This window comes from Gaiella occulta (assembly GCF_003351045.1).
Lineage (GTDB): Bacteria > Actinomycetota > Thermoleophilia > Gaiellales > Gaiellaceae > Gaiella > Gaiella occulta.
The window spans coordinates 166,313-187,031 of the sequence record NZ_QQZY01000005.1; the positions used below are offsets into that span (position 1 = coordinate 166,313).

The following is a 20,719-nucleotide window of genomic DNA, read 5'->3' on the forward strand; positions in this document are numbered from 1 at the left end:
TGTGCTACGCCGTCTTCTCGGCGTGCCCGCCGAACTGCTTGCGCATGGCGGAGAGCACCTTGTTCGCGAACTCGCCCTCGTTTCTCGAGGAGAAGCGCGCGTACACCGCCGCCGTGAGCACGTCGGCGGGAACGCCCTCCTCGATCGCGGCGATCGCCGTCCAGCGGCCCTCGCCCGAGTCCGAGACGCGGCCCGCGAAGCCGTCGAGCTGCGGCGACTCGAGGAGAGCGGCCGCTGTGAGATCGAGCAGCCACGACTCGACGACGCTGCCGCGCCGCCACACTTCCGTGATCGCGGGCACGTCGAGCCGGTAGGAGTAGAACTCGGGGTGGTCGAGCGGCGCCGTCTCCGCGTCGCTGTCGCGCGGGCGCAGGCCTGCGTCGGCGCTGTGGAGGATGTTCAGGCCCTCGGCGAGCGCGGCCATCATCCCGTACTCGATCCCGTTGTGCACCATCTTCACGAAGTGGCCCGCGCCTGCGGGACCGCAGTGGAGGTAGCCGCGCTCTTCGGGCGCTGGCTCGCCTTCGCGCCCCGGGGTGCGCTCTGCCGCGCCGACGCCGGGGGCGAGTGAGGCGAAGATCGGCTCCAGCTCGCGGACTGCGTCCTCGGGCCCGCCGACCATCAGGCAGAAGCCCCGTTCCAGGCCGAAGACGCCGCCGCTCGTGCCGCAGTCGACGTAGCGGATGCCTTTCTGCGCGAGCTCGGCCGCGCGGCGGATGTCGTCGCGGTAGTACGTGTTGCCGCCGTCGACGATCGTGTCGCCGGGGTCGAGCCGGGCGGCGAGCTCGCGGACGGTCGACCCGGTGATCTCGCCGGCGGGAACCATCACCCAGGCGTGCCGCGGCGCGTCGAGCTTGGCGACGAAGTCGTCGAGCGAGTCCGCGCCGGTCGCGCCCTCGGCGGCGAGCGCCTCCACGGCCTTCCGGTCGACGTCGTACGCCACGCACGTGTGCCCGTCGCGGAGGAGCCGGCGCACGATGTTCCGGCCCATGCGGCCGAGGCCGATCATCCCGAGCTGCATGGGCCGAGCCTATACGCTCGGATACGGCATGTCGGAGACCGTCAGCAGCCCGAGCGCGGGTGCAGCCTGGCAGGCGCTCGCCGCCCACGCCGCCGTGATCCGCGGCAGGCACCTGCGCGACCTGTTCGCCGCCGACGAGAGCCGCGGCGAGGGATTCGCCCGCGAGGCGGCCGGTCTCTACCTCGATTTCGCCAAGCAGCGCGTCAGCGCCGAGACGCTCGACCTCCTGCTCGCGCTCGCGCGCGAGCGAGGGGTCGAGGAACGACGCGACGCGATGTTCCGCGGAGAGCGCATCAATGTCACCGAGGGTCGTCCGGCGCTCCACATCGCGCTGCGCCTTCCTCGTGACCGCTCGCTCGTGGTGGACGGCGTCGACGTCGTGGTCGAGGTGCACGAGGTGCTCGACCGCATGGCGCGCTTCGCCGCCGCGGTGCGCGACGGCTCGTGGACGGGGTACGGCGGCAGGCCGATCCGCAACGTCGTCAACATCGGTATCGGCGGCTCCGACCTCGGACCGGCGATGGCCTACGAGGCGCTGCGCCACTACAGCCGCCGCGACATGGTGTTCCGCTTCGTCTCGAACGTCGACGGCAGCGACTTCGCCGAGGCGACCCGCGATCTCGACCCGGCGGAGACGCTCTTCGTCGTGGCGTCGAAGACGTTCACCACGCTCGAGACCATGACGAATGCGCGTACCGCCCGCGCCTGGACGGTCGGCGCGCTCGGCGACGAGGCGGCCGTGGGGCGGCACTTCGTCGCCGTCTCGACGAACCTCGCCGAGGTTGCGGCGTTCGGCATCGATCCGGCGAACGCCTTCGGCTTCTGGGAGTGGGTGGGCGGGCGCTACTCGATGTGCTCCGCGATCGGGCTGTCGACGATGGTCGCGGTCGGGCCCGAGCACTTCCGCGAGCTGCTGGCGGGATTCCACGCGGTCGACGAGCACTTCCGCGAGGCGCCGCTGCGCGACAATCTGCCGGCGCTGATGGGGCTCCTCGCCGTGTGGAACACGACGTTCCTCGGCTCCGACTCGATCGCGGTCCTGCCCTACGACCAGTACCTGCGGCGCTTCCCCGCCTACCTGCAGCAGTTGGCGATGGAGTCGAACGGCAAGTCGGTGCGGCTCGACGGGGAGCGCGTCGACTACCCCACCGGGTACGTCATCTGGGGGGAGCCGGGGACGAACGGGCAGCACAGCTTCTACCAGCTGCTCCACCAGGGCACGCGCATCGTCCCCTGCGACTTGATCGGCTTCTGCCGCTCGCTCAATCCGCTCGGCGGGCACCACGACCTCCTGTTCGCGAACGTGCTCGCCCAGGCGGAGGCGCTCGCCTTCGGCAAGACCGCCGAGCAGGTGCGCGCGGAGGGCACGCCGGAGGCGCTCGTCGCGCACCGCGTCTTCGAGGGCAACCGGCCCACGACGGTGCTGCTCGCCGACGAGCTGACGCCCGCCGCGCTCGGCAGCCTCGTCGCGCTCTACGAGCACAGCGTGTTCACCCAGGGCGCCGTGTGGGGCATCGACTCGTTCGACCAGTGGGGCGTCGAGCTCGGCAAGCAGCTCGCCCAGCGGATCGCGCCTGAGCTGTCCGGGGACGTCGAGGCCGGGGCGGGCCACGACTCGTCGACGAACGCGCTCGTCCGTCGCTACCGGGCGCGACGTCGCCGATGAGCGGCGAGCTGCTCGAGGTCCGCGAGGCAGCCGGCGCCTTCGACCGCATCGAGGCCTGGCTGCGCGAGCGCGGCTTCTTCCAGCCCGGAGGCGAGCACCTCGTCGCTGACCTCTACCTCGGCTACGGGCTCTCCGAGGTGCTCCGCCGGTCGCACGGCGCCGCGCCGCCGGAGCCGTGCCCCCTGCCTCTCGCCGCCTGCGCCGTCCGGCCCGCACAGTATGTTGTCGAATATGAGAACGAGACGGCGACGAGCGTTCGCATCGGCCCCTGGGAGCGCACCTGGTCGGCCGCCGCGTACGGCCGCGCCGTCGCCGCCGTGCGTGCCGCGATCGCGCGTGGCGACGTCTACCAGGTCAACCTCGTGCAGCACCTGTCGGCGTCGTTCGCCGGCGAGGCGGGCGCGCTCGCCGCCCGGCTCGCGCCGCTGCGACCGCACACTCGAGAGCCTTTCCGCGGCAACGGCTGGACCGTCGTCTCGGCATCTCCGGAGCTCTTCCTCGCGCGGCGCGGCCGCCGCGTGTGGACCTGCCCGATCAAGGGGACACGGGCCGTCGGCGGCGCCATCGAGTTGGCACGGTCGACCAAGGACGCGGCCGAGCACGTGATGATCGTCGATCTCGAGCGCAACGACCTCTCCCGGGTGTGCGTCCCGGGGAGCGTTCGCTGGCCGGAGCTGATGGCCACCCGGCGGCTCGCGGGCGTCGAGCACATGGTGTCGACTGTCGAAGGCACGCTTCGGGAGGGAGTCGGGCTCGCGGAGCTGCTCGCGGCAACGTTCCCGGGCGGGTCGATCACAGGCGCGCCGAAGATCGCCGCAATCGACCTCATCGCCGAGCTCGAGCCGGTCGGCAGAGGGGCGTCGATGGGCGCGCTCGGCCGTGTCCAGGGCAACGGCGACCTCGATCTGGCGCTGACGATCCGGACGTTCGCCGTCGCGGACGGAACCATCCACCTCTGGGTCGGGGGCGGTGTCGTCTGGGACTCGAGCCCCAGCGCGGAGGTCGAGGAGTCCTGGACGAAGGCGAGACCGTTGTTCGCCGCGCTCGGGACGCCGCCGCCCGTCCTGGCGGCGGCGGGCGCGCGAACGGCGGTGAGAAGTCCGTGAGCGGCGCCGCTTCGCGCGCGCATCCGCACCCGCTCGCGGTCGCCGTCTCCGGCCGCGGCCTCGTCGACCCAGCGGAGCCCGTCCTCGTCGCCGACGACGAGGGCTTCACGCGCGGGCGGGCTGCGTTCGAGACCCTGCGCGTCTACGGGGGCCGGCCCTTCCGGCTCCGGCAGCATCTCGAGCGGCTGGCCGTCTCCGCTGCGCGGATCGGCCTCCCCGCCCCGGACCCGAGCGAGGTCGAGGCGCTCGCCCGTGTCGCGCTCGACGCGGCTGCGGCGCCCGATTCCGTCCTGCGGCTCTACTGGACGCCCGGCGCATCCGGCGCCGATCCACTCGCGCTCGCGCTCGTCGGGCCCGTGCCCGGCTGGATCGAGGCGGCTCGGGCCCGCGGCCAGCGGCTCGTGTCCCTCCTCTGCCCGCGCCGCTCGGCCCCATGGCTGCTGCCCGGCACGAAGTCGGTCAGCTACGCCGTCAACATGGCCGCGGAGGCGGAGGCGAAGGCACGCGGCGCCGACGACGCGATCTTCGTCGACGCGGACGAGATCGTGCTGGAGGGCCCGGTCACGAACGTCTGGTGGCGGGAGGGCGACCTGCTCCTGACGCCGGGCGTCGAGCTCGGCATCCTCGCCGGCGAGACGCGGGCGACCCTGCTCGAGCTCGCGCACGGCCTCGGCTTCGCCGTGCAGGAGGACGTCTTCCCGCTCGCGCGCATGCTGCGCGCGGACGAGGTGTTCACGTCCTCGTCGGTGCGCGAGGTGATGCCGGTGGTCGAGGTCGACGGACATCCGTTCGGCCGGGGCCCGGCGGTCGACGCGCTCCAGTCCGCCCTGCGCGCCGCGGCGGCGGCGGCGTAGGCGACGGACCGGCGCCGGCCGCGGACCGAGATCGAGTCGCACGGCGGCGGCGTCTGCTCTCCGCGCTACCGGCCCGGCTGCGCGTGGACGCCGACCGCCTCCAGCGCGACCTGCGCGCGCTGCACGGCACGCTCGCCGACCGCGGCCGCCGGCTCGACCAGCCGGACACCGTCTTCGGGCCCGGCGACGCCTGGCCCGAGCCGAACCGGCTCGCGGAGGGCACCGGCCGGGTGCGGGCCGGATGGGATGCGGCGCCCGCGCCTCCTCGCCGTCGCGTGCCACGCCGCGCGCGAGCCGCACCTCCCGCGGCGCCTCCAGCCAGACCCGCACGTCGTAGGCGTCGCGAAACATCTGCTGCAGCGCGCAGACGCCCTCGACCACGACGATCCCAGAGGGGCGCACGACGCGCTCGGACGGGGCCGTGCGGCGGGCCGCCCAGTCGAACGCGCGGTAGCGCGCCTCGTCGCCGCGCAGCAGCGGCTCGAGCGCCTCGCGGGCGAGGCGGGTGAGCTCGAACTCCTCGCCGTTCCAGAACTCGTCGGTCGCGACCACCTGCGCTCCCGGGATCGCGGCCGCGAGCGTCGTCTTGTCGGATCCGCCGCGCCCCCCGATGCCGACGAGCACGAACGGGCGGCTCGGCTCGCACGCCGAGATGCGGTCGAGCACGGGCCGGGCGTCCATGGCAGCACGGTACCCTGCGCGCATGGAGAAGCTCCGGCTCGGCGGGATGGCGCTCGCCAACGGTGTCCTCGTCCACGGCCCGACCGCGTGGGCCGCGGCCGTCCGCACGCCCGACGGAGAGATCCGCGTCGGCTCCGGGCCCAAGCGCCGCCTGGCGCCGGGCGTGCAGACCCCGTTCGTGCGCGGGCCCTTGCGGCTCGCCGAGGCGCTCGCGCTGCTGCCGGACGTGCGCCGCGTGCTCCCCGAGGCGCGGTTCGCCTTCGAGCGGCCCGTGGTCGCCGCCGCGGTCGTCGCCGGCTCGGTGGCCGCTCGGACGGCCCGCCGCTCGACAAGTCTGGGCTTCGCCACCCGGGAGGCGGTCGCAGCCTGCGCCTCGCTCGCCCCTGCCGTGCTCGCGCTCCGCGGCGGCGAGCTCGCCTCCTACCACGGCGCCGAGCACGTCTCGATCGGCACCTACGAGACGGGACGGCCGGCGGCGAAGGAGCACGACCGTTGCGGCGGCCACCTCGTCGGCCCGCTGCTCGCGACGAGCGCGGCCGCGGGTGCGCTCGCCGCGAAGGCGCCGCGCCGCTCGCGCTCGCTCGCGCAGGCGGTCGGCGCGATCGCTGCCGTCGGGGCGGCCGTGGAGGTCTTCGCCTGGATGGGCCGGAATCCGCGCCACCCGCTCTCCCGCATCCTCGCGGTGCCCGGTCGCGAGCTGCAGGCACGGCTCACGACGGCCGAGCCGTCCCCGGCGCAGCTCGAAGTCGCGCGGGCGGCGCTCGACGCCTGCCTCCGGGCCGAGGGAGCGGCGTGAGCACAGCCGCATCCAGCCGCGAGGCCCGGCTCGACCCGAGCGTCTTCGACCTCCCGGTCGAGAAGATGCGGGAGGGCTACTACACGGACGCCTACTTCAACCACGTGCGCGCCGCGCTGCTCGCCGACGGCCGCCACCCGCAGGTGTTGATGCAGGTGTTCCAGCGCAAGCACGCGATGCTCGGCGGCATGGACGAGGCGATCGCGATCCTCCGGCTCTGCTCGCACGACTGGGACGCGCTCACCGTGCACGCGCTCCACGACGGCGACCGCATCGAGCCCTGGGAGACCGTGATGACGATCGAGGGCGACTACACCCTCTTCGCGCACCTCGAGACCGTCTACCTCGGAGTGCTCGCGCGCCGCACCCTCATCTCCACCAACACGGCCCGCGTGCTCGAGGCCGCGGGCGGCAAGCCGATCATCTTCATGCCCGCCCGGCACGACCATCACCGGGTGCAGACCGGCGACGGCTACGCGGCGTTCGTCGCCGGCGCGATGCTCGGAGCGGAGATCGGCGTCACCTCCGACGCGCAGGCATCGTGGTGGGGAGGCCGCGGAGTCGGCACCGTCCCTCACGCGCTGATCGCGGCCTACGGGGGCGACACGGCGCTGGCGGCGACGAAGTTCGCCGCCTGGGCGCCCGAGGACTTCCACATCACGGTGCTCGTCGACTTCGAGAACGACTCCGTGCGCACGGCGCTCGAGGTCGCCCGTGCGCTCGGCCCGAGGCTGTGGGGCGTCCGGCTCGACACGTCGAACCAGCTCGTCGACCGCTCGCTGTGGCAGGAGATGGGCGACTTCGACCCGCGCGGCGTCAACGAGCGCCTCGTGCGCAAGGTGCGCGCGGCGCTCGACGCGGAGGGCTTCGACCAGGTGCGCATCGTCGTCTCCGGAGGGTTCTCCGTCGAGAAGATCGAGGAGTTCGAGCTCCGCGGGGTACCGGTCGACGCGTACGGTGTCGGGTCGTCCCTCATCCGCGGAGAGAACGACTTCACCGCCGATATCGTCGTCAGCGACGGCCGCACGACCGCGAAGGTCGGCCGGCAGCTGCGTCCGAACGCGAGGCTGGAGCGTGTCGTCTAGACAGGTTCTGTGGGACGTCGACACCCAGGTCGACTTCATGCTCCCCGACGGCAAGCTCTACGTGCCCGGGGCGGAGCAGCTTGCCCCGGCGATGGGGCGCCTCGTCTCGTGGGCGCGGGCGGCAGGTGCCGTCCACGTCGCCTCCGCCGACGACCACGAGCTCACGGATCCGGAGATCTCGGACGCGCCCGACTTCACGAGCACGTACCCGCCACACTGCCTGCGCGGCACCCGGGGCGCCCAGCGGATCCCCGAGACAGAGCAGGCCGACCCGCTGCCGCTCTCGCACGTCGCCTACCCGCCGCGGCTGCTGCGGGAGCTGGTGCGCGGTCGCCGCGAGCTGCTGCTGCTGAAGAAGAGCTTCGACGTGTTCACGAACCCGAACGCCGACGCGGTGCTCGAGGCGCTCGACCCGTCCGAGGTGATCCTCTTCGGCGTCGCCACCGACGTCTGCGATCACGCGGCGATCGTCGGCCTGCTGCGCCGGGGACGCCGCGTGGCGTTCGTCGAGGACGCCGCCCGCGGTCTCGACGAGGGGCGCACGCGGTCGTGCCTCGCGCAGTGGCGCGACGCCGGCGTGCGCTTCACCACCGTCGAGGCCGTGGTCGCGACGGGTTGATGGAGGCCCCGCCGCTCGTCGTCCGCGCGCTCGCGCCGGCCGGGAAGCACGGTCTCACGATGTCGTGTCCACCCGAGGAAGGCGCGCTGCTGCACGTGCTCGCCGCCAGGCGCGGGCTCGTTCGCGCGGGCGAGATCGGTACGGGCAGCGGGGTCGCCGCCGCATGGATCGTGGCGGCGCTGCCGCCGCAGATCCCGTCCGTCACGGTCGAGATCGACGGCGATCGCGCCGTGGCCGCAGCCGGCCTGCTCGCCCCCGGCGGGACAGCCGTGCTCGACGACTTCCGGGACGACAGGGGCTCCCCGGCCGGCATCGCGACGCCTGGCTCTCCCATCCGTCGCTCGCCGCCGTCGAGCTGCGGCTGACGCCGCGGCGGAGCGCCGTCGTCGCCGTGCGGCGGTAGGCGGGTCGGCGCCCGCGGTACCCGCTGCCTCGGAGCTACAGCCTCGCAGCGGCGCTGCCGATAGACCGCTCGTGGTCACCTGGCCCCATTCCCCCGACGACATCGGGGGCTTCCTCATCACATGGCTCCCGATCATCTTCTTCGGGATCATCATCGTCCTGCTCCTGCGCACCATGTCGCTGGTGCCGAAGGTGAAGCCGGCGATGGTCGACCGCGACACCACCGACCCGGTCGGGTGGGACGACGTCGCCGGCGTGGACGAGGCGAAGGAGGAGCTGAAGGAGGTCGTCGAGTTCCTCCGAGACCGCAAGAAGTTCGAGCGGCTCGGCGCCCGCGTGCCCAAGGGCATCCTCCTCTACGGCCCACCGGGGACGGGCAAGACGCTGCTCGCGAAGGCGGCCGCGAACGAGTCGGGCGCGAACTTCTACTCGTCGAGCGCGTCGGCGTTCGTCGAGATGTTCGCGGGTCTCGGCGCCGCCCGCATCCGCAAGCTGTTCGAGGATGCGCGCAAGAACGCGCCCTCGATCGTGTTCATCGACGAGCTCGACGCCGTCGGCAGCGCCCGCTCGGGCGGCGCCCACAACCGCGAGCACGACCAGACGCTGAACCAGCTGCTCGTCGAGCTGGACGGCTTCGGCAGCTCGGACGAGGTCGTGATCATGGGCGCCTCCAACCGCCTCCAGGATCTCGACCCGGCCCTGCTGCGACCCGGCCGCTTCGACCGGCAGGTCAACGTGGCGCCCCCCGACCTCACGGGCCGCGAGGACATCCTGCGCGTGCACACGCGCTCGAAGCCGCTCGGCGCGGACGTCGACCTCTCCGTCCTCGCGCGCCGTACGGCCGGTCTCACCGGCGCCGACCTGGCGAACATCGCCAACGAGGCCGCCATCTTCGCTGCGCGCAAGGACCAGCAGTACATCCGCCAGGAGGACTTCGAGGGCGCGATGGAGCGCGTCCTCACGGGGCTCCAGAAGCGCCGCGTGGTGACGGAGAAGGAGAAGCGCATCCTCGCCTACCACGAGGCCGGGCATGCGCTCCTCGCCCACCTCATGGGCGACGTGATGCCGATCCAGAAGGTGACCATCGTCGGCCGCGGCGACGCGCTCGGCATGGCGTACTACCTGCCGGTCGAGGATCGCTATCTGCACACGAAGGAAGAGCTGCTCGACGTGATGAAGGTCGCCCTCGCGGGCCGGGCCGCCGAGGAGATCGTCTTCGGCCGCGTCACGAACGGCGCCGCCAGCGACCTCGAGAAGGTGACGCAGATCGCCCGCGCGATGGTGTTCGAGTTCGGCATGTCCGAGGTGGCGCCGTCACGCACGATGCGGGCCGACAACTACGCGCTCTCGGAGGAGACGAAGCGGATGCGCGACAGCGAGCAGGCCCGTCTCACCGACCACGCCTACGAGGAGGCGCTCCGCCTCCTCGGCAAGCACCGTGCCACGCTCGACCGCCTCGCGGGCACGCTTCTCGAGAAGGAGACGATCGACCGCGACGAGTTCGTCACGCTGATGGCGGAGGTCGGACAGGAGTCGCGCTCGGCCGAGACCGTGGGCACGGTGCGCGCGCTCGAGCGCGCTGCCGAGTAGGGCGCGGCTACGATCGGCCGCGTGACCACGCGCGGCATCCACCATCTCGGCGTCGCCGTCTCCGACCTCGACGAGGCGATCGGCACGTACGCGCGCCTGCTCGGCGGCACGGTCGAGCACCGCGCCGCCCTGCCCGACCAGGGCGTCTACGCCGCGTCGCTGCTCGTTGCCGGAAGCCGTATCGAGCTGCTCGCGCCGGACGGCGAGGACACCCCGGTGGGACGGTTCCTCGCCAGGCGCGGGCCCGGCATGCACCACGTCGCCTACGCCGTCGACGACGTCGCCGCCGCCCTCTCGGAGCTCGCCGGCGCCGGCGCGGAGTTGATCGACGAGCAGCCGCGCGTCGGCCTGTTCGGCCTGCAGGTCGCATTCGTCCATCCCGACGCCGTCCACGGCGTCCTCACGGAGGTGGTTTCCCCGGCATGAGCACCGAACCAGAATCCGTCCGCATCGAGGTCGCGTTCGCGGGCGGGCCGATCATCGCCGCCAACGTCGCCCCCGCGGGCGCCGACGCGCTCGAGCACGCGCTCGCCTCCGCTGCGCAGGGAACGCACCAGCTCGACACCGACGACGGCCGCGTCACGCTCGTCCTCGGCCGCGTCGCGTACATGAAGCGGTTCGCGCGAGACTCGAAAGTCGGCTTCGGCCTCTAGCGCTCCGGTGCGCGCCGCCCGGCCTCGTGGACGCGCGGCTACCCTACGCCGCCCATGGCTCTCGAGGTAGGCATCGTCGGTCTCCCCAACGCGGGGAAGACCACGCTCTTCAACGCCCTCACGAAGGCGGGAGCGGAGATCACCGCGTACGCATCCGTGACCGACAAGTCCAACGTCGGCATGGCGACGATCGCCGACGACCGGCTCGAGCGTCTCGCCGCCCTCGTCAGGGCGCGCAAGGTGACGCCGGCGGCGGTTCGCGTGCAGGACGTGCCGGGAACCGGCCCCGCTCTCCTCGGCGGGCTGCGTCAGGTCGACGCGCTGCTCGCGGTCGCGGACGGATTCTCGGAGGGCGCCGATCCCGCGGGCGACCTCGAGACGTTGAAGCTCGAGCTGCTCGTCGCCGACGCCGACCACGTCGCACGACGCCTGGAGCGCGTCGAGAAGCAGGCGAAGTCCGGCGACGCCGCCGTGCGCAAGGAGGCGGAGGCGCTCGGCGCGGTCCTCGCGCACCTGGAGAGCGGCAGGCCGCTGAGCGAATGGACGGGCGAGCTGCCGGGGGAGCTCGACCCCCTCACGACCAAGCCGCTGATAGCGATCGAGAACGGCCCCCACGGCATCGACTGCAAGCTCGAGGCGGAGCTCGCAGAGCTTCCCGACGAGGAGGCCGCCGCCTTCCGCGAGGGCCCCTCCGCGCTCGACGAGGTCGTGCGCCGGCTCAAGGACGCCCTCGGCCTGATCACGTTCTTCACCGCCGGCGAGAAGGAGACGCGCGCGTGGACGCTCCGCGACGGCCAGACCGCGGTCGAGGCTGCCGCCACCATCCACTCGGACATCGCGCGCGGCTTCATCCGCTGCGAGGTGATCCGCTGGGACGACCTGCTCGAGGCCGGCTCGCATGCGGAGGCGGCGAAACGGGCCCTGCAGCGCCTCGAGGGCAAGACATACGTCGTCCAGGACGGCGACGTGCTCAACATCCGCTTCAACGTGTGAGCGGACGCGCGCTTCGGCCCGGCCTCCCACACCGCGTGCCGCCGCCTCACCCAGCCGCGATCAGCGCCGCCCCGGCGAGCGCGATCACCCCCCCGGCTGTCCGCGTTGCGCCGATGCGCTCGTGCAGCACGGCGCGGGCGAGCAGGATCGTCGTCACGGGGTAGAGCGAGCTGAGCACTGCGACGATCCCGACCGCACCCCTCGTCGAGGCCAGCGCGATGAGCGCATTCGCGCCGGTGTCGAACACGCCCACCGCGACGACGAGCGGCAGCAGCTCTCGCGCGACACGCGGGACGGCGCGCGTCGCGGAGAGCGCGACGACAATCGCGCAGACCGAGCCGAAGCGGGCCGCCGCCGCCGCCCAGGGAGCGCCGTCCTTCGCCGCCTCGCCGATGCCGACGACGAAGAGGCCGAATCCGAGCGCGGCCGCAAGCGCGAGCGCGACGCCGGCCGCAACCGGCGCGCGGCCGCTTCCCGGCTCGCGCGCGACGAGCACGACGCCTGCGAGGGCGACGAGGATGCCGGCCCACTGCAGCGCCCCCGGGGAGCGGCCGCGGGCGAGATCGACCGCGAGGGGGACGGCGGGGGACGTGGCCGAGATGGGCGCCACGATGCCGATGGCGCCGACTGCCATGCCGCGGTAGAGGCAGCCGAGCCCGACGACGCCCGCAACGCCGGCGCCGAAGGCGATCAGCAGCGCGCGGGCCTCCGGTCGGCCGGATCCGCTTGCCAGCACCCACACGGCAAGCCCGGAGAGGCCGGCCAGCTGCGACCAGAACAGCACCAGGAGCACGCGCACGCGGCGTGACGCGACGCCGCCGAAGAAGTCGCCCGTTCCCCACAGCGCCGCCGCGCACAGCGCCAGCACGACCCCTGTCATGCAGCGTCAGCCCTCGCCGACGGGACGGGTCGCCGCCTGTGCGTCCAGCTGGTTCGCGTGGTAGAGCACGGATGCCTCCGCCGTGCGGGCGCTCGCGCGGTCGTGGTGCGAGGCGACGGCGTGCAGCAGCTCCGCGCGCAGGGCGGCGTCGAGCCCGCCGGCACGCTGCTCGATCAGCCGCAGCCCCAGGTGGACGTGGCCGAGCAGGCGTCCTTCCTCGGTCTGCCGGAACGCCGGACCGCGCTCGAGCTCGAGCGTGCGGCCGACGTCGTGCACGAGCGCGGCGGCAACCAGCAGGTCGTGGCGCAGGCGTGGGTGCAGCTGCGCCGTCTCGCGGCAGAGCGTCGTCACGCCGACGGTGTGCTCGAGCAGCCCGCCCGCGTAGCCATGGTGGCCGTCTGCGCCCGCGGCGGGAAGCGCCCGCAGCGACGCGCGCAGGGCGCCGTCGTCGAGGAACCCGGCGACGAGCTCCGCGAGGCCGGGGTGGGCGATCTCGCCGGCGAGGAACTCGAGGAAGCCGTCGAGCTCGTCCGCGTCCCTGCGCATCGCCGGAGCCATCGACGCCGGGTCGGCGTCCGGCGCGGCCTCGAGCGCGCGCACCTGCACCTGCAGCTTGCCGCCGAAGCGCTCGACCCTGCCCAGCACGCGCACGGCGTCTCCCTCGCCGAAGCGACGGTCGAGCAGCTCGACGTCGCTCCACACACGCGCCTCGATGCGTCCGCTCGGGTCGACGAGCTCGAGCGCGAGGTAGGGCTGGCCGTTGCGGGTGCGCCGCCGCTCCTTGCGCCCGACGGCGTACACGCCCTCGACGGTGCGGTCCTCTGCGAGCTCGGCGATCGTGGTCATCGTGACGGGGAGTCTAGGCCCGAAGGTACGCTCGCGGTGATGGCCGACGTCGCTCCGTTCCGTGCGATCCGCTACGCCGAGCCGGCGCCGTCCGTGACCGCGCCTCCCTACGACGTGCTCACGCCGGAGCAGCGCGATGCCTACCGCGCCCGCGATGAGCACAACGTCGTTCGCCTGACGTTGAACGAGTCCGAGGAGGAGGCGGGGCGCCTCTTCCGGTCGTGGCTCGAGGAGGGGGTGCTCGTGCGCGACGACGAGCCCGCCGTGTGGGCCGTCGCCCAGGACTACGTCGGCCCCGACGGGGTCGCCCGCCGCCGCGAGGGGCTCGTCGCCTCCCTGCGTGTCGAGCCGTACGACACGCGCACCGTGCTTCCGCACGAGCGCACACACGCCGGGCCGAAGGAGAGCCGGCTGCGCCTGCTGCGTGCCGCCCGCGCCCAGCTCGAGCCGATCTTCCTGCTCTACGACGGCGACGCGCCCGTCGCGGTGCCCGACCGCGAGCCCGACCTCGCCGCCGACGCCACGCAGCTGTGGCGCATGCCGGGCGACGGTGTCGCGGAGGCCTTCGCCGACCGTCAGTTGCTCATCGCCGACGGCCACCACCGTTACGAGACCGCGGTCGCCTACGCCGCCGAGCAGGGCACGGCCGAGAGCGCACGCATGATGGTCGTGCTCGTCTCCACCTCCGATCCCGGACTCGAGATCTTCCCCACGCACCGGCTCTTCCACGGCCACGACGAGGTCGTACCGCCGCCGGGCGGCTCGACCGACGTCGCCTCGGCGGTCGAGCGCCTCGGGCGGCTGCCGTACGACATCGCGCACGCCGTCGTCTACCGCCGCGGCGCCGCCTTCCCGGTCGTCGGCGAGCCGGGCGAGCTCGACGTGGAGCTCGTCGAGCGGATCATCGGCCACGAGGGCCTCGGCTACACGGCCGACCTCGCCGACGCGGTGGCGCAGGTCGACGCCGGCGTCTACGACGGCGCCTTCCTGCTGCGCGCAACCCGGATCGAGGACGTGTTCGAGCGGGCCCGCCGCGGCGAGGTGATGCCGCAGAAGACGACGTACTTCTTCCCGAAGCTCACGAGCGGGCTGCTGTTCCACCCGGTATGACCGACTGGCTCGAGCTCTGCCGTGCCTGCGTCGCCGACATCGACGCCGCTCTGCGAGACCTCCCCACGCGCGCCGAGCGAGAGCCGGTTCTGCGCGCGGGCGAGGGCGGCGACGACACGACGGCTGTTGATGCGGCCGCCGAGGCCGCCGTCGTCGCACGGCTGGAGGCGCTCGAGGCGGACTTCACGCTCGTGTCCGAGGAGCTCGGCGTGCGCGTCTTCGGCGCCGGCGGCTCCACGCGCGTCGTCGTCGACCCGATCGACGGGTCGATCAACGCGAAGCGGGGCATTCCGTTCTTCTCCCTCTCGCTCGCCGTCGCGGACGGCCCCGCGATGAGCGACGTCGCCTTCGGCTATGTCTACGACTTCGGCGCGCGCGAGGAGTGGACGGCGACGCGCGGCGGCGGAGCGACCCTGAACGGGTCACCGCTGTCCGCACCCGGCCCGAAGAGCCCGATCGAGATCCTCGCGTTCGAAGCCACGACGACCGCGCTCGTCGCGGACAAGGCCGCGGCGATGGAGGGCGTCGCTCAGCGGCTGCGTGTGATGGGCTCGCTGGCGCTGTCGCTCTGCCATCTCGCCGCCGGCCGGGTCGACGCGGTCTGCTCGCTCAAGCCGGCGCGCTCGATCGACATCGCCGCGGCGCAGCTGCTCGTGCGCGAACGGGGCTACGCGATCGAGCTCTTCGATGACCCGCCCTTCGCGTGCGCGCCGCTCGATCTCGAAGGCCGCTCGCGGGTCGTGGCAGCGGCGACGGACGCCCTCTGCGCCCTCCTCGCCGAAGCGCTCGCCTGACGCCGAGGGGCGGCTCGGCCGCCCCTCGCTTCCTCCTCGTGCAGATGTTCCCGCGGGTCAGCCCGTGACGGGCCTCGCCGGCGTGCCGGCCTTCGCCGTCTCGTCGACCCGGGCGGTCGTGCCGAGCGCCATGACGGCGAGGATCATGAAGCCGATGCCGCTGAGCAGGAGCGCGATTGCGACGACGAGCCCGAACAGCGCGATCTGCTCTGCCATGTAGGAGACGTTGAGCGCGGTCGAGAGCGCCGTCGCGGTGACCCAGGTGTTGCGGGCGGCGTTCGGGACGGGCTTGCCGTCGGCCATCAGCGCCGCCGCCGCGTCGCTCGTGCCCTTCGGGTCGCTCGGATCGGCCGCAGAGGCGAAGCGCCCCATCTGCGCGTAGGTGAGCCCGCCCGACGACTCCAGCGCGTGGATGCGCATGTACTGTGCGAAGCAGCGCGCATCGGATCCGCTCGTGATCTCCTTGTCGGCGACGTCGCAGGTCGGTAGGGCGGTCGTCGCCGGCAGCCCCGCCTCCTTCGCGGCCTTCCGGATCTCGGAGGGCTTCATGTCGGGCGAGCCGACGATGAACTCCCGCGAGAGCTCGTCGCTGACGGTGCTGCGGGCGTTGATGCTCATGACGAGCGCTCCGATCCCGAACGCGATCAACACCACGCCGGCGACGATGCCGCCGAGCTCGAGCAGTCTCTTCGTGTTCATGACGCTACCTCCCCATCCGTCGGTCTACGCCGGCCCCGCCGCCCGCGCGCTCACGGGAGCTCGTGGACGAGGCCGATGCCGTCACTCTCGCCTCGACGCGCGCGCGCGGCATCCGCTGAGTGCACGCCGTCGGGTACGGGAAGACCGCCTCTCGTGCTGCGGGCGACTACGGACGGCGCTGGTACGCTCATGAGCGGATGGAACCGAGCCGCGACGCGATCCTGAAGGCGCTCGAGTCGGTCATCGACCCCGAGCTGCACAAGCCCGTCACCGAGCTCGAGATGGTGCGGGACGTCGTCGTGGACGGCGGCGGGCACGTCGACGTCACGATCGCGCTCACGGTCGCGGGCTGCCCTCTGCGCTCCTCGTTCGAGGACCAGGTGCAGCGCTTCGTCGGCGCGGTCGACGGCGTCACCTCCGTGCGCCTGCGCTTCGACGTCATGAGCCCGGAGGAGAAGGCGGCGCTGTCCTCGCGCCTGCGGGGTGGGCGCCCCGAGAAGACGATCTCGATCGACGCGGCGACGCGCGTCCTCGCGGTGGCCTCGGGCAAGGGGGGCGTCGGCAAGTCGACGCTGACCGCCAACCTCGCCGCCGCGCTCGCGGCGCGCGGCGAGCGCGTGGGCGTGCTCGACGCCGACGTGTACGGGCACTCGATCCCTCACATGCTGGGCGTGCACCAGCGGCCGGTCGTCGTCGACACGATGATCGTGCCGCCGGTGCGCGGGACGCTCAAGCTGATGTCGATCGGCTTCTTCCTCGACGAGAACAGCCCGGTCATGTGGCGCGGGCCGATGCTGCACCGCGCGCTCGAGCAGTTCCTCTCCGACGTGCACTGGGGCGAGCTGGAGACGCTCCTCGTCGACATGCCCCCCGGAACGGGCGACGTCGCCATCTCGCTCGGTCAGCTGCTGCCGCGCGCGGAGGTCGTGATCGTGACGACGCCGCAGGCGGCCGCGCAGGAGGTCGCCGTGCGCGCGGCCCAGATGGCGCAGAAGGTCGGCATGCGCACCGTCGGCGTGGTGGAGAACATGTCGTACCTCGTCGGCAGCGGCCAGGAGATCTTCGGCTCCGGGGGCGGGCAGCGGCTCGCCGACGAGATCGGGGTGCCGCTCCTCGGCAGCATTCCGCTCGACCCGGTGCTGCGCGAGGCGGCCGACGCCGGCACGCCCGTGTTCGAGGCGGCGCCCGACTCCGAGGCCGCGGCGGCGATCGCGGCGCTCGCCGAGCGGGTGCAGCGCACGCGCCGCGGCATCCGCAAGGCGCTCACCGTTCTCTCCTAGGACACGGAGAGGGCGCCCGCAGGCGCCCTCTCGACGAGCAGGCCGATCGTGGCGGTCAGGACTTCTTCTCCAGCTTGACGAGCGTCATGTCGGTCCCGACGAGGGCGCAGCGGATCTCGACCTTCGAGCCGACGGCGATGCCCGCCGTCGACGGGGACGTGGGGCTCACGATCTTGCAGGTCTGCTCGGCCGACCCGTCCCGGGGCTTGACCGTGATCGAGGACGCGTCGATCGCGGTCACCTCGCCCTTGACGGACAGGCGCACTGCCGTGCCGGCCGGCTTCGAGTCCTTGCACGGGCGTCCGGCGAGCACGGCCGGAAGCGAGGTGGAGCCGTTGCCGAGCCTTCCGCCGGCGAAGCCGCCGTCGGCCGTGAACGTGGCGCTGAGGCTGCCGAGCAGGAAGGCGTCGCGCTCGTTGGCGCGGCCCTGCAGGAAGCCGTCGAGGTTGCCGCTGCCGTCGAGAGCGCCCCAGAAGCGGGCGTGGGTGCGGCGTGCGTCGTCCCTGCCGCGGAACGAGCCCTCGATCCAGCCGATGCCGTCGGTCTTGTTGACGACGGCGCGCACCTTGATCGCGAGCGGGCCGTCGAGCGCCGAGTTGGGGTCGGCGAAGTCGATCGCGCCGACGTAGCGGCCGCTCGTGATCTCGTACGTCTTGCCGTCTGCGGTGCACGTGCGGGTCTCCGAGCGCTCCTTCGCCGCCGAGAACGTGGCGGTGGCGGCACTGACGCCGCTCGCGTTGAGCTTTGCGACGGCGAGGCCGGCCGTTGAAAGCGCAACGGCCGCCGCGAGCGCGCTGACGATGATGCGACGCATGTGATGCCCTCCAGGGTCGTTTGACAGCCTGAGTCTGCGCGGGGCGTGTATGCGCTCTGCGTAGCCAGGGTAAGCATTTCGTGAGGGCACGATCCCGGCGGGGGATAGGCTCACCCCTATGAGGGAGGCTCCGGCGACCGCGAAGGAGGCGTATGCGCGGCTGCTCGCGCTCGGGCTCGGGCACGAGGCCGCCGCGGTGCTGTTCGACCATTTCGACGACGCGCAGCGCCGCGGAAAGGAAGGGCACGGCTACGCGCGCATCCCGTGGCTCGAGGAGCAGCCGCTCGACCGGGGCGCGCGTCCGCTGAAGGTGTCGTCGGCGCCGGGCGTCGACCGCTGGCACGGGGGCGGAGCGCTCGGCTATCTGACGCTTGCCGCGGTCTGCGACGATCTCGTCGCGCACGACCCGGGCCCCGCACGCCTCGTGGTGGCGTCGTCGTGCTTCCCCACGGGCGCTCTCGGCTACTGGGTGCGCCGGCTCGCGCAGGCCGGCTACACCGCCCTGCTCACGGCGACCTCGCCGCGCCGCCTGCCGCCTCCCGGCGGCGGCGCGGCGTTGACGGGGACGAACCCGCTGGCGATCGCGATCCCGTCGAGCGTGGGCGAGCCGCTCGTCGCTGACGTCTCGATGGGCGCGGTCACCCACGGCGACGTGCTCGCCGGGCGTGCGGCGCCGCAGGAGCTCGTCCCGTTCGGCGGCCCGCATGCGCACAAGGCTTTCGCTCTCGCCGTCGGCCTGGAGCTCTTCGTGTCGGCGCTCGCCGGTGAGGAGCACGGCGCGGTGCTGCTCGTCGCGCGCGGCGAGCACGATCCCGTGCCGGCCTTCAGGAAGCTGGCGGCGGACGTGCGGCTGCCGGGAGACGCCCGGCCGCGCCGCGCGTGACGAGTGACTACGGCTCGAGCGGGCCGGCAGGCCGGGTGCCCGCCGGGAAGCGCCCGTCCGCGTCTGCCTCGACCTCGTCGCAGCGCACGACGCGGAAGCGCTCGCTCACGACGCCCGCCGCAGCGCCTCGAGCACGACCGGGTCGATCGCGCTGCTGCCGTCCACGCGCTCTTCCAGGTTCTCGACCCCTGCCCAGTCGTCCAGCGTCGCATGGCCGAGCGCGGCGAGCCGGCCGGCGATCTCGGCCCGCAGCGTGTCGTCGACCGGGATCCACTCCTCGCGCGCCGTCTTCCCGAACAGCGTCTGATGGATGCCGTACAGCCGTCGCAGCTCCTCCAGCGGACGCGCGTGGTCGTCCACGCGCAGGTCGACGAGCCTGTCCGACAGGCCCGCGTAGCCCCCGTCGCGCTCGACGACGAGCAGCGCCGCCGACTGCTGGCCGCGGCGGTCGCCCCCGGCCGCCTGCGCTGCGGCGAGCGCGTCCAGCAGCCGCTCGGCGAGCGGCCGGCCGCCGGAGGCGGCAAACGACGCCGCGAGCGCGTCCACCGTCGCCTCCGAGACGAGGATGTTGCCCTGCGCCGCATAGCCGTCGCCGGCGCGGCCGCCGGCCCAGGCGTGGCAGCCGGAGCCCGTGAACGTCGCCCCGCGGCCCTGGCCGTCGACGACACCGAGCTGGCGCAGGGCGCGGTCTTCGTCGGCGTCGGTCAGCCGCTCGACGACCTCGCCGGCCGACAGTCCTCGTGCCAGGAGGGCGAGGCCGTCCGGCCCGTAGCGCGGGTTCGCGTACGACTGCGTCGCGATCGCTCCCGCGCCCGCCGCCGCCCACGGCACCACCGAGCCGACCGCGAGGAACTTCGACTGCGTCGCCACGCCCCACTGCCCGGCGCTCGGATCGCAGGCGCAGAGGGAATAGGTGGCGACGACCGGAGTGCTAGCCATAGGTGAGGTCGGCGAGGTCGAGCTCGAGGAGCGCGGGATCGCGTACGAGCACGCACGACACCTCCGGATGGGCGAGCGCGGCCCTCACCTCGGCCGCGGTGGCCGCGTGCGCGAGCACCGGCACGCCGCGGCCGTGCGCGTCGCGCAGCGCGGCGGCGTCGAGGCCGGCGAGGTCGAGCGCCCCCTCGACCTCCAGCGACCCTTCGAGCGCGATCTCCGGCACCCGCCGGCCCGTCGCCCCGAACCAGCGCGTGCGGCCGCTCACAGCGGCACCGTCTCCCCGGGCGCGGGCACGAGCAGCTCGACGCCGTCACCGAGCAGCGGCCGCAGCGCCTCCGGCGTCCCGGTCAGCAGCGGGAAGGTGCCGTAGTGGCTCGGGACGATGCGGCGCGCACCCACGAGCTCCGCGGCGACGGCGGCCTCGCGTGGGCCCATCGTGAAGTGGTCGCCGATCGGCAGCACGGCGACGTCGGGCCGGTAGATGCGCCCGATCAGCGCCATGTCGCCGAACACGTTCGTGTCGCCGGCGACGTACACGGTGGGCCCATCGGGTATCTCCAGCACGAAGCCGCACGACTCGCCCGCGTAGGTGCCGTCGTCGGTCGACGACGAGTGGTTCGCGTGCGTCAGCGTGACGCGGATGCCCGCCACCTCGACACCGCCTCCCTTGTTGAGCGCCTGGCTCATGTCGTCGCCGCTGCGCATCTGCCGCGCGAGCCAGCCGCGCAGCTCGACCTGGGCGATCAGCGGGCAGGCGAAGGCCTGCGCGAGGCGTGCCGCGTCGCCGACATGGTCGCCGTGGCCGTGGGTGACGAGGATCGCGTCGATCCGCTCCGGCTCGAGCTCCGAGGCGGGGCAGCTCGGATTGCCCGTCAGGAAGGGGTCGACGTAGATGCGCCGCCCGGCTGGAGTGTCGAGCCGGAACGCCGCATGGCCGAGCCAGGTGAGCGACGTCGCCATGGCTGAAGGGTAGACGACCGACCCGCCTCGAGGCGAGGGCGCGGGCGG

23 protein-coding genes are annotated in these 20,719 nt (G+C 73.3%); 15 read left to right on the plus strand and 8 right to left on the minus strand.

What is annotated here, in order from left to right:
* Window positions 1-4: 4 nt before the first annotated feature.
* Window positions 5-1,021, minus strand: a complete 1,017-nt coding sequence (gene gnd / locus Gocc_RS11245) for a phosphogluconate dehydrogenase (NAD(+)-dependent, decarboxylating) (protein WP_114796656.1) — start codon at window positions 1,019-1,021, stop codon at window positions 5-7.
* Between the two features lie 28 nt (window positions 1,022-1,049).
* On the opposite strand from gnd, the gene pgi reads away from it, so the two are divergent.
* From pgi to Gocc_RS11300, 11 genes are all read left to right on the plus strand, one after another.
* Window positions 1,050-2,687 carry a glucose-6-phosphate isomerase gene (gene pgi, locus Gocc_RS11250; RefSeq protein ID WP_114796657.1) on the plus strand — a complete coding sequence of 546 codons (1,638 nt, stop codon included), beginning with the start codon at window positions 1,050-1,052 and terminating at the stop codon, window positions 2,685-2,687.
* Complete coding sequence (locus Gocc_RS11255; RefSeq protein WP_114796658.1) at window positions 2,684-3,793, plus strand: anthranilate synthase component I family protein; 1,110 nt, start codon at window positions 2,684-2,686, stop codon at window positions 3,791-3,793. The genes pgi and Gocc_RS11255 overlap by 4 nt, the downstream gene beginning before the upstream one ends.
* A complete protein-coding gene (locus Gocc_RS11260) occupies window positions 3,790-4,647 on the plus strand; it encodes an aminotransferase class IV (RefSeq protein WP_114796659.1) in 858 nt (285 codons plus the stop codon). Before Gocc_RS11255 ends, Gocc_RS11260 begins: the two co-directional genes overlap by 4 nt.
* A 703-nt stretch (window positions 4,648-5,350) precedes the next feature.
* Window positions 5,351-6,124, plus strand: a complete 774-nt coding sequence (locus tag Gocc_RS11265; protein ID WP_181813613.1) for a DUF1385 domain-containing protein — start codon at window positions 5,351-5,353, stop codon at window positions 6,122-6,124.
* Complete coding sequence (locus tag Gocc_RS11270) at window positions 6,121-7,209, plus strand: nicotinate phosphoribosyltransferase (protein ID WP_220150582.1); 1,089 nt, start codon at window positions 6,121-6,123, stop codon at window positions 7,207-7,209. Before Gocc_RS11265 ends, Gocc_RS11270 begins: the two co-directional genes overlap by 4 nt.
* Entirely contained in the window at window positions 7,199-7,828 is a 630-nt protein-coding gene (locus tag Gocc_RS11275; RefSeq protein WP_114796661.1) for a cysteine hydrolase family protein, read from the plus strand. Before Gocc_RS11270 ends, Gocc_RS11275 begins: the two co-directional genes overlap by 11 nt.
* A complete protein-coding gene (locus Gocc_RS11280; protein ID WP_220150583.1) occupies window positions 7,828-8,193 on the plus strand; it encodes an O-methyltransferase in 366 nt (121 codons plus the stop codon). Before Gocc_RS11275 ends, Gocc_RS11280 begins: the two co-directional genes overlap by 1 nt.
* A 109-nt stretch (window positions 8,194-8,302) precedes the next feature.
* Complete coding sequence (gene ftsH / locus Gocc_RS11285) at window positions 8,303-9,820, plus strand: ATP-dependent zinc metalloprotease FtsH (protein WP_181813614.1); 1,518 nt, start codon at window positions 8,303-8,305, stop codon at window positions 9,818-9,820.
* A 21-nt stretch (window positions 9,821-9,841) separates the two neighbouring features.
* Entirely contained in the window at window positions 9,842-10,246 is a 405-nt protein-coding gene (gene mce / locus Gocc_RS11290; RefSeq protein ID WP_114796662.1) for a methylmalonyl-CoA epimerase, read from the plus strand.
* Window positions 10,243-10,473 (plus strand): hypothetical protein, encoded by a 231-nt coding sequence (locus Gocc_RS11295; protein WP_114796663.1) that lies wholly within the window; start codon window positions 10,243-10,245, stop codon window positions 10,471-10,473. Before mce ends, Gocc_RS11295 begins: the two co-directional genes overlap by 4 nt.
* A gap of 54 nt (window positions 10,474-10,527) precedes the next feature.
* Window positions 10,528-11,466, plus strand: a complete 939-nt coding sequence (locus Gocc_RS11300) for a DUF933 domain-containing protein (protein WP_114796664.1) — start codon at window positions 10,528-10,530, stop codon at window positions 11,464-11,466.
* A 46-nt stretch (window positions 11,467-11,512) separates the two neighbouring features.
* Here the strand turns inward: Gocc_RS11300 and Gocc_RS11305 are convergent, their stop codons facing one another.
* Window positions 11,513-12,346: an EamA family transporter gene (locus Gocc_RS11305; RefSeq protein WP_114796665.1), complete on the minus strand. Its 834-nt coding sequence runs from the start codon at window positions 12,344-12,346 to the stop codon at window positions 11,513-11,515.
* Window positions 12,347-12,352: 6 nt separating this feature from the next.
* Complete coding sequence (locus Gocc_RS11310; RefSeq protein WP_114796666.1) at window positions 12,353-13,192, minus strand: HD domain-containing protein; 840 nt, start codon at window positions 13,190-13,192, stop codon at window positions 12,353-12,355.
* Window positions 13,193-13,231: 39 nt separating this feature from the next.
* On the opposite strand from Gocc_RS11310, the gene Gocc_RS11315 reads away from it, so the two are divergent.
* The gene (locus Gocc_RS11315) at window positions 13,232-14,302 is read left to right on the plus strand and encodes a DUF1015 family protein (protein ID WP_114796667.1); all 1,071 of its coding nucleotides are present in this window, start codon (window positions 13,232-13,234) and stop codon (window positions 14,300-14,302) included.
* Window positions 14,299-15,096, plus strand: a complete 798-nt coding sequence (locus Gocc_RS11320) for an inositol monophosphatase family protein (RefSeq protein ID WP_114796668.1) — start codon at window positions 14,299-14,301, stop codon at window positions 15,094-15,096. Before Gocc_RS11315 ends, Gocc_RS11320 begins: the two co-directional genes overlap by 4 nt.
* A 57-nt stretch (window positions 15,097-15,153) precedes the next feature.
* Here the strand turns inward: Gocc_RS11320 and Gocc_RS11325 are convergent, their stop codons facing one another.
* The gene (locus tag Gocc_RS11325; RefSeq protein ID WP_114796669.1) at window positions 15,154-15,795 is read right to left on the minus strand and encodes a hypothetical protein; all 642 of its coding nucleotides are present in this window, start codon (window positions 15,793-15,795) and stop codon (window positions 15,154-15,156) included.
* Window positions 15,796-15,992: 197 nt separating this feature from the next.
* On the opposite strand from Gocc_RS11325, the gene Gocc_RS11330 reads away from it, so the two are divergent.
* Window positions 15,993-17,075: an Mrp/NBP35 family ATP-binding protein gene (locus tag Gocc_RS11330; protein WP_114796670.1), complete on the plus strand. Its 1,083-nt coding sequence runs from the start codon at window positions 15,993-15,995 to the stop codon at window positions 17,073-17,075.
* Between the two features lie 55 nt (window positions 17,076-17,130).
* On the opposite strand, the gene Gocc_RS11335 is transcribed toward Gocc_RS11330, so the two are convergent.
* Window positions 17,131-17,889 (minus strand): hypothetical protein, encoded by a 759-nt coding sequence (locus Gocc_RS11335; protein WP_114796671.1) that lies wholly within the window; start codon window positions 17,887-17,889, stop codon window positions 17,131-17,133.
* Between the two features lie 118 nt (window positions 17,890-18,007).
* On the opposite strand from Gocc_RS11335, the gene Gocc_RS11340 reads away from it, so the two are divergent.
* Window positions 18,008-18,772: an Ldh family oxidoreductase gene (locus Gocc_RS11340; RefSeq protein ID WP_114796672.1), complete on the plus strand. Its 765-nt coding sequence runs from the start codon at window positions 18,008-18,010 to the stop codon at window positions 18,770-18,772.
* 105 nt (window positions 18,773-18,877) lie between these two features.
* On the opposite strand, the gene Gocc_RS11345 is transcribed toward Gocc_RS11340, so the two are convergent.
* Genes Gocc_RS11345 through Gocc_RS11355 form a run of 3 tightly spaced genes read right to left on the minus strand, consistent with a single transcriptional unit; the run spans window position 18,878 to window position 20,671 of the window.
* On the minus strand, window positions 18,878-19,711 hold the full coding sequence (locus Gocc_RS11345) for a DUF1028 domain-containing protein (RefSeq protein WP_114796673.1): 834 nt from the start codon (window positions 19,709-19,711) through the stop codon (window positions 18,878-18,880).
* Window positions 19,704-19,976 (minus strand): hypothetical protein, encoded by a 273-nt coding sequence (locus Gocc_RS11350; protein ID WP_114796674.1) that lies wholly within the window; start codon window positions 19,974-19,976, stop codon window positions 19,704-19,706. Before Gocc_RS11350 ends, Gocc_RS11345 begins: the two co-directional genes overlap by 8 nt.
* Window positions 19,973-20,671 carry a metal-dependent hydrolase gene (locus Gocc_RS11355; protein ID WP_114796675.1) on the minus strand — a complete coding sequence of 233 codons (699 nt, stop codon included), beginning with the start codon at window positions 20,669-20,671 and terminating at the stop codon, window positions 19,973-19,975. Before Gocc_RS11355 ends, Gocc_RS11350 begins: the two co-directional genes overlap by 4 nt.
* Window positions 20,672-20,719 lie beyond the last annotated feature (48 nt).

What these genes read in the sequence shown, in the direction of transcription:
- Gocc_RS11265 (WP_181813613.1), top strand. Translation starts at nt 5,351, where the DNA reads ATGGAGAAGCTCCGGCTCGGCGGGATGGCGCTCGCCAACGGTGTCCTC.
- Gocc_RS11345 (WP_114796673.1), bottom strand. Translation starts at nt 19,711, where the DNA reads ATGGCTAGCACTCCGGTCGTCGCCACCTATTCCCTCTGCGCCTGCGAT.
- Gocc_RS11305 (WP_114796665.1), bottom strand. Translation starts at nt 12,346, where the DNA reads ATGACAGGGGTCGTGCTGGCGCTGTGCGCGGCGGCGCTGTGGGGAACG.
- Gocc_RS11280 (WP_220150583.1), top strand. Translation starts at nt 7,828, where the DNA reads ATGGAGGCCCCGCCGCTCGTCGTCCGCGCGCTCGCGCCGGCCGGGAAG.
- Gocc_RS11315 (WP_114796667.1), top strand. Translation starts at nt 13,232, where the DNA reads ATGGCCGACGTCGCTCCGTTCCGTGCGATCCGCTACGCCGAGCCGGCG.
- Gocc_RS11295 (WP_114796663.1), top strand. Translation starts at nt 10,243, where the DNA reads ATGAGCACCGAACCAGAATCCGTCCGCATCGAGGTCGCGTTCGCGGGC.
- Gocc_RS11340 (WP_114796672.1), top strand. Translation starts at nt 18,008, where the DNA reads ATGAGGGAGGCTCCGGCGACCGCGAAGGAGGCGTATGCGCGGCTGCTC.
- Gocc_RS11310 (WP_114796666.1), bottom strand. Translation starts at nt 13,192, where the DNA reads ATGACCACGATCGCCGAGCTCGCAGAGGACCGCACCGTCGAGGGCGTG.
- Gocc_RS11300 (WP_114796664.1), top strand. Translation starts at nt 10,528, where the DNA reads ATGGCTCTCGAGGTAGGCATCGTCGGTCTCCCCAACGCGGGGAAGACC.
- Gocc_RS11320 (WP_114796668.1), top strand. Translation starts at nt 14,299, where the DNA reads ATGACCGACTGGCTCGAGCTCTGCCGTGCCTGCGTCGCCGACATCGAC.
- gnd (WP_114796656.1), bottom strand. Translation starts at nt 1,021, where the DNA reads ATGCAGCTCGGGATGATCGGCCTCGGCCGCATGGGCCGGAACATCGTG.
- Gocc_RS11325 (WP_114796669.1), bottom strand. Translation starts at nt 15,795, where the DNA reads ATGAACACGAAGAGACTGCTCGAGCTCGGCGGCATCGTCGCCGGCGTG.
- Gocc_RS11330 (WP_114796670.1), top strand. Translation starts at nt 15,993, where the DNA reads ATGGAACCGAGCCGCGACGCGATCCTGAAGGCGCTCGAGTCGGTCATC.
- Gocc_RS11335 (WP_114796671.1), bottom strand. Translation starts at nt 17,889, where the DNA reads ATGCGTCGCATCATCGTCAGCGCGCTCGCGGCGGCCGTTGCGCTTTCA.
- pgi (WP_114796657.1), top strand. Translation starts at nt 1,050, where the DNA reads ATGTCGGAGACCGTCAGCAGCCCGAGCGCGGGTGCAGCCTGGCAGGCG.
- Gocc_RS11255 (WP_114796658.1), top strand. Translation starts at nt 2,684, where the DNA reads ATGAGCGGCGAGCTGCTCGAGGTCCGCGAGGCAGCCGGCGCCTTCGAC.
- Gocc_RS11355 (WP_114796675.1), bottom strand. Translation starts at nt 20,671, where the DNA reads ATGGCGACGTCGCTCACCTGGCTCGGCCATGCGGCGTTCCGGCTCGAC.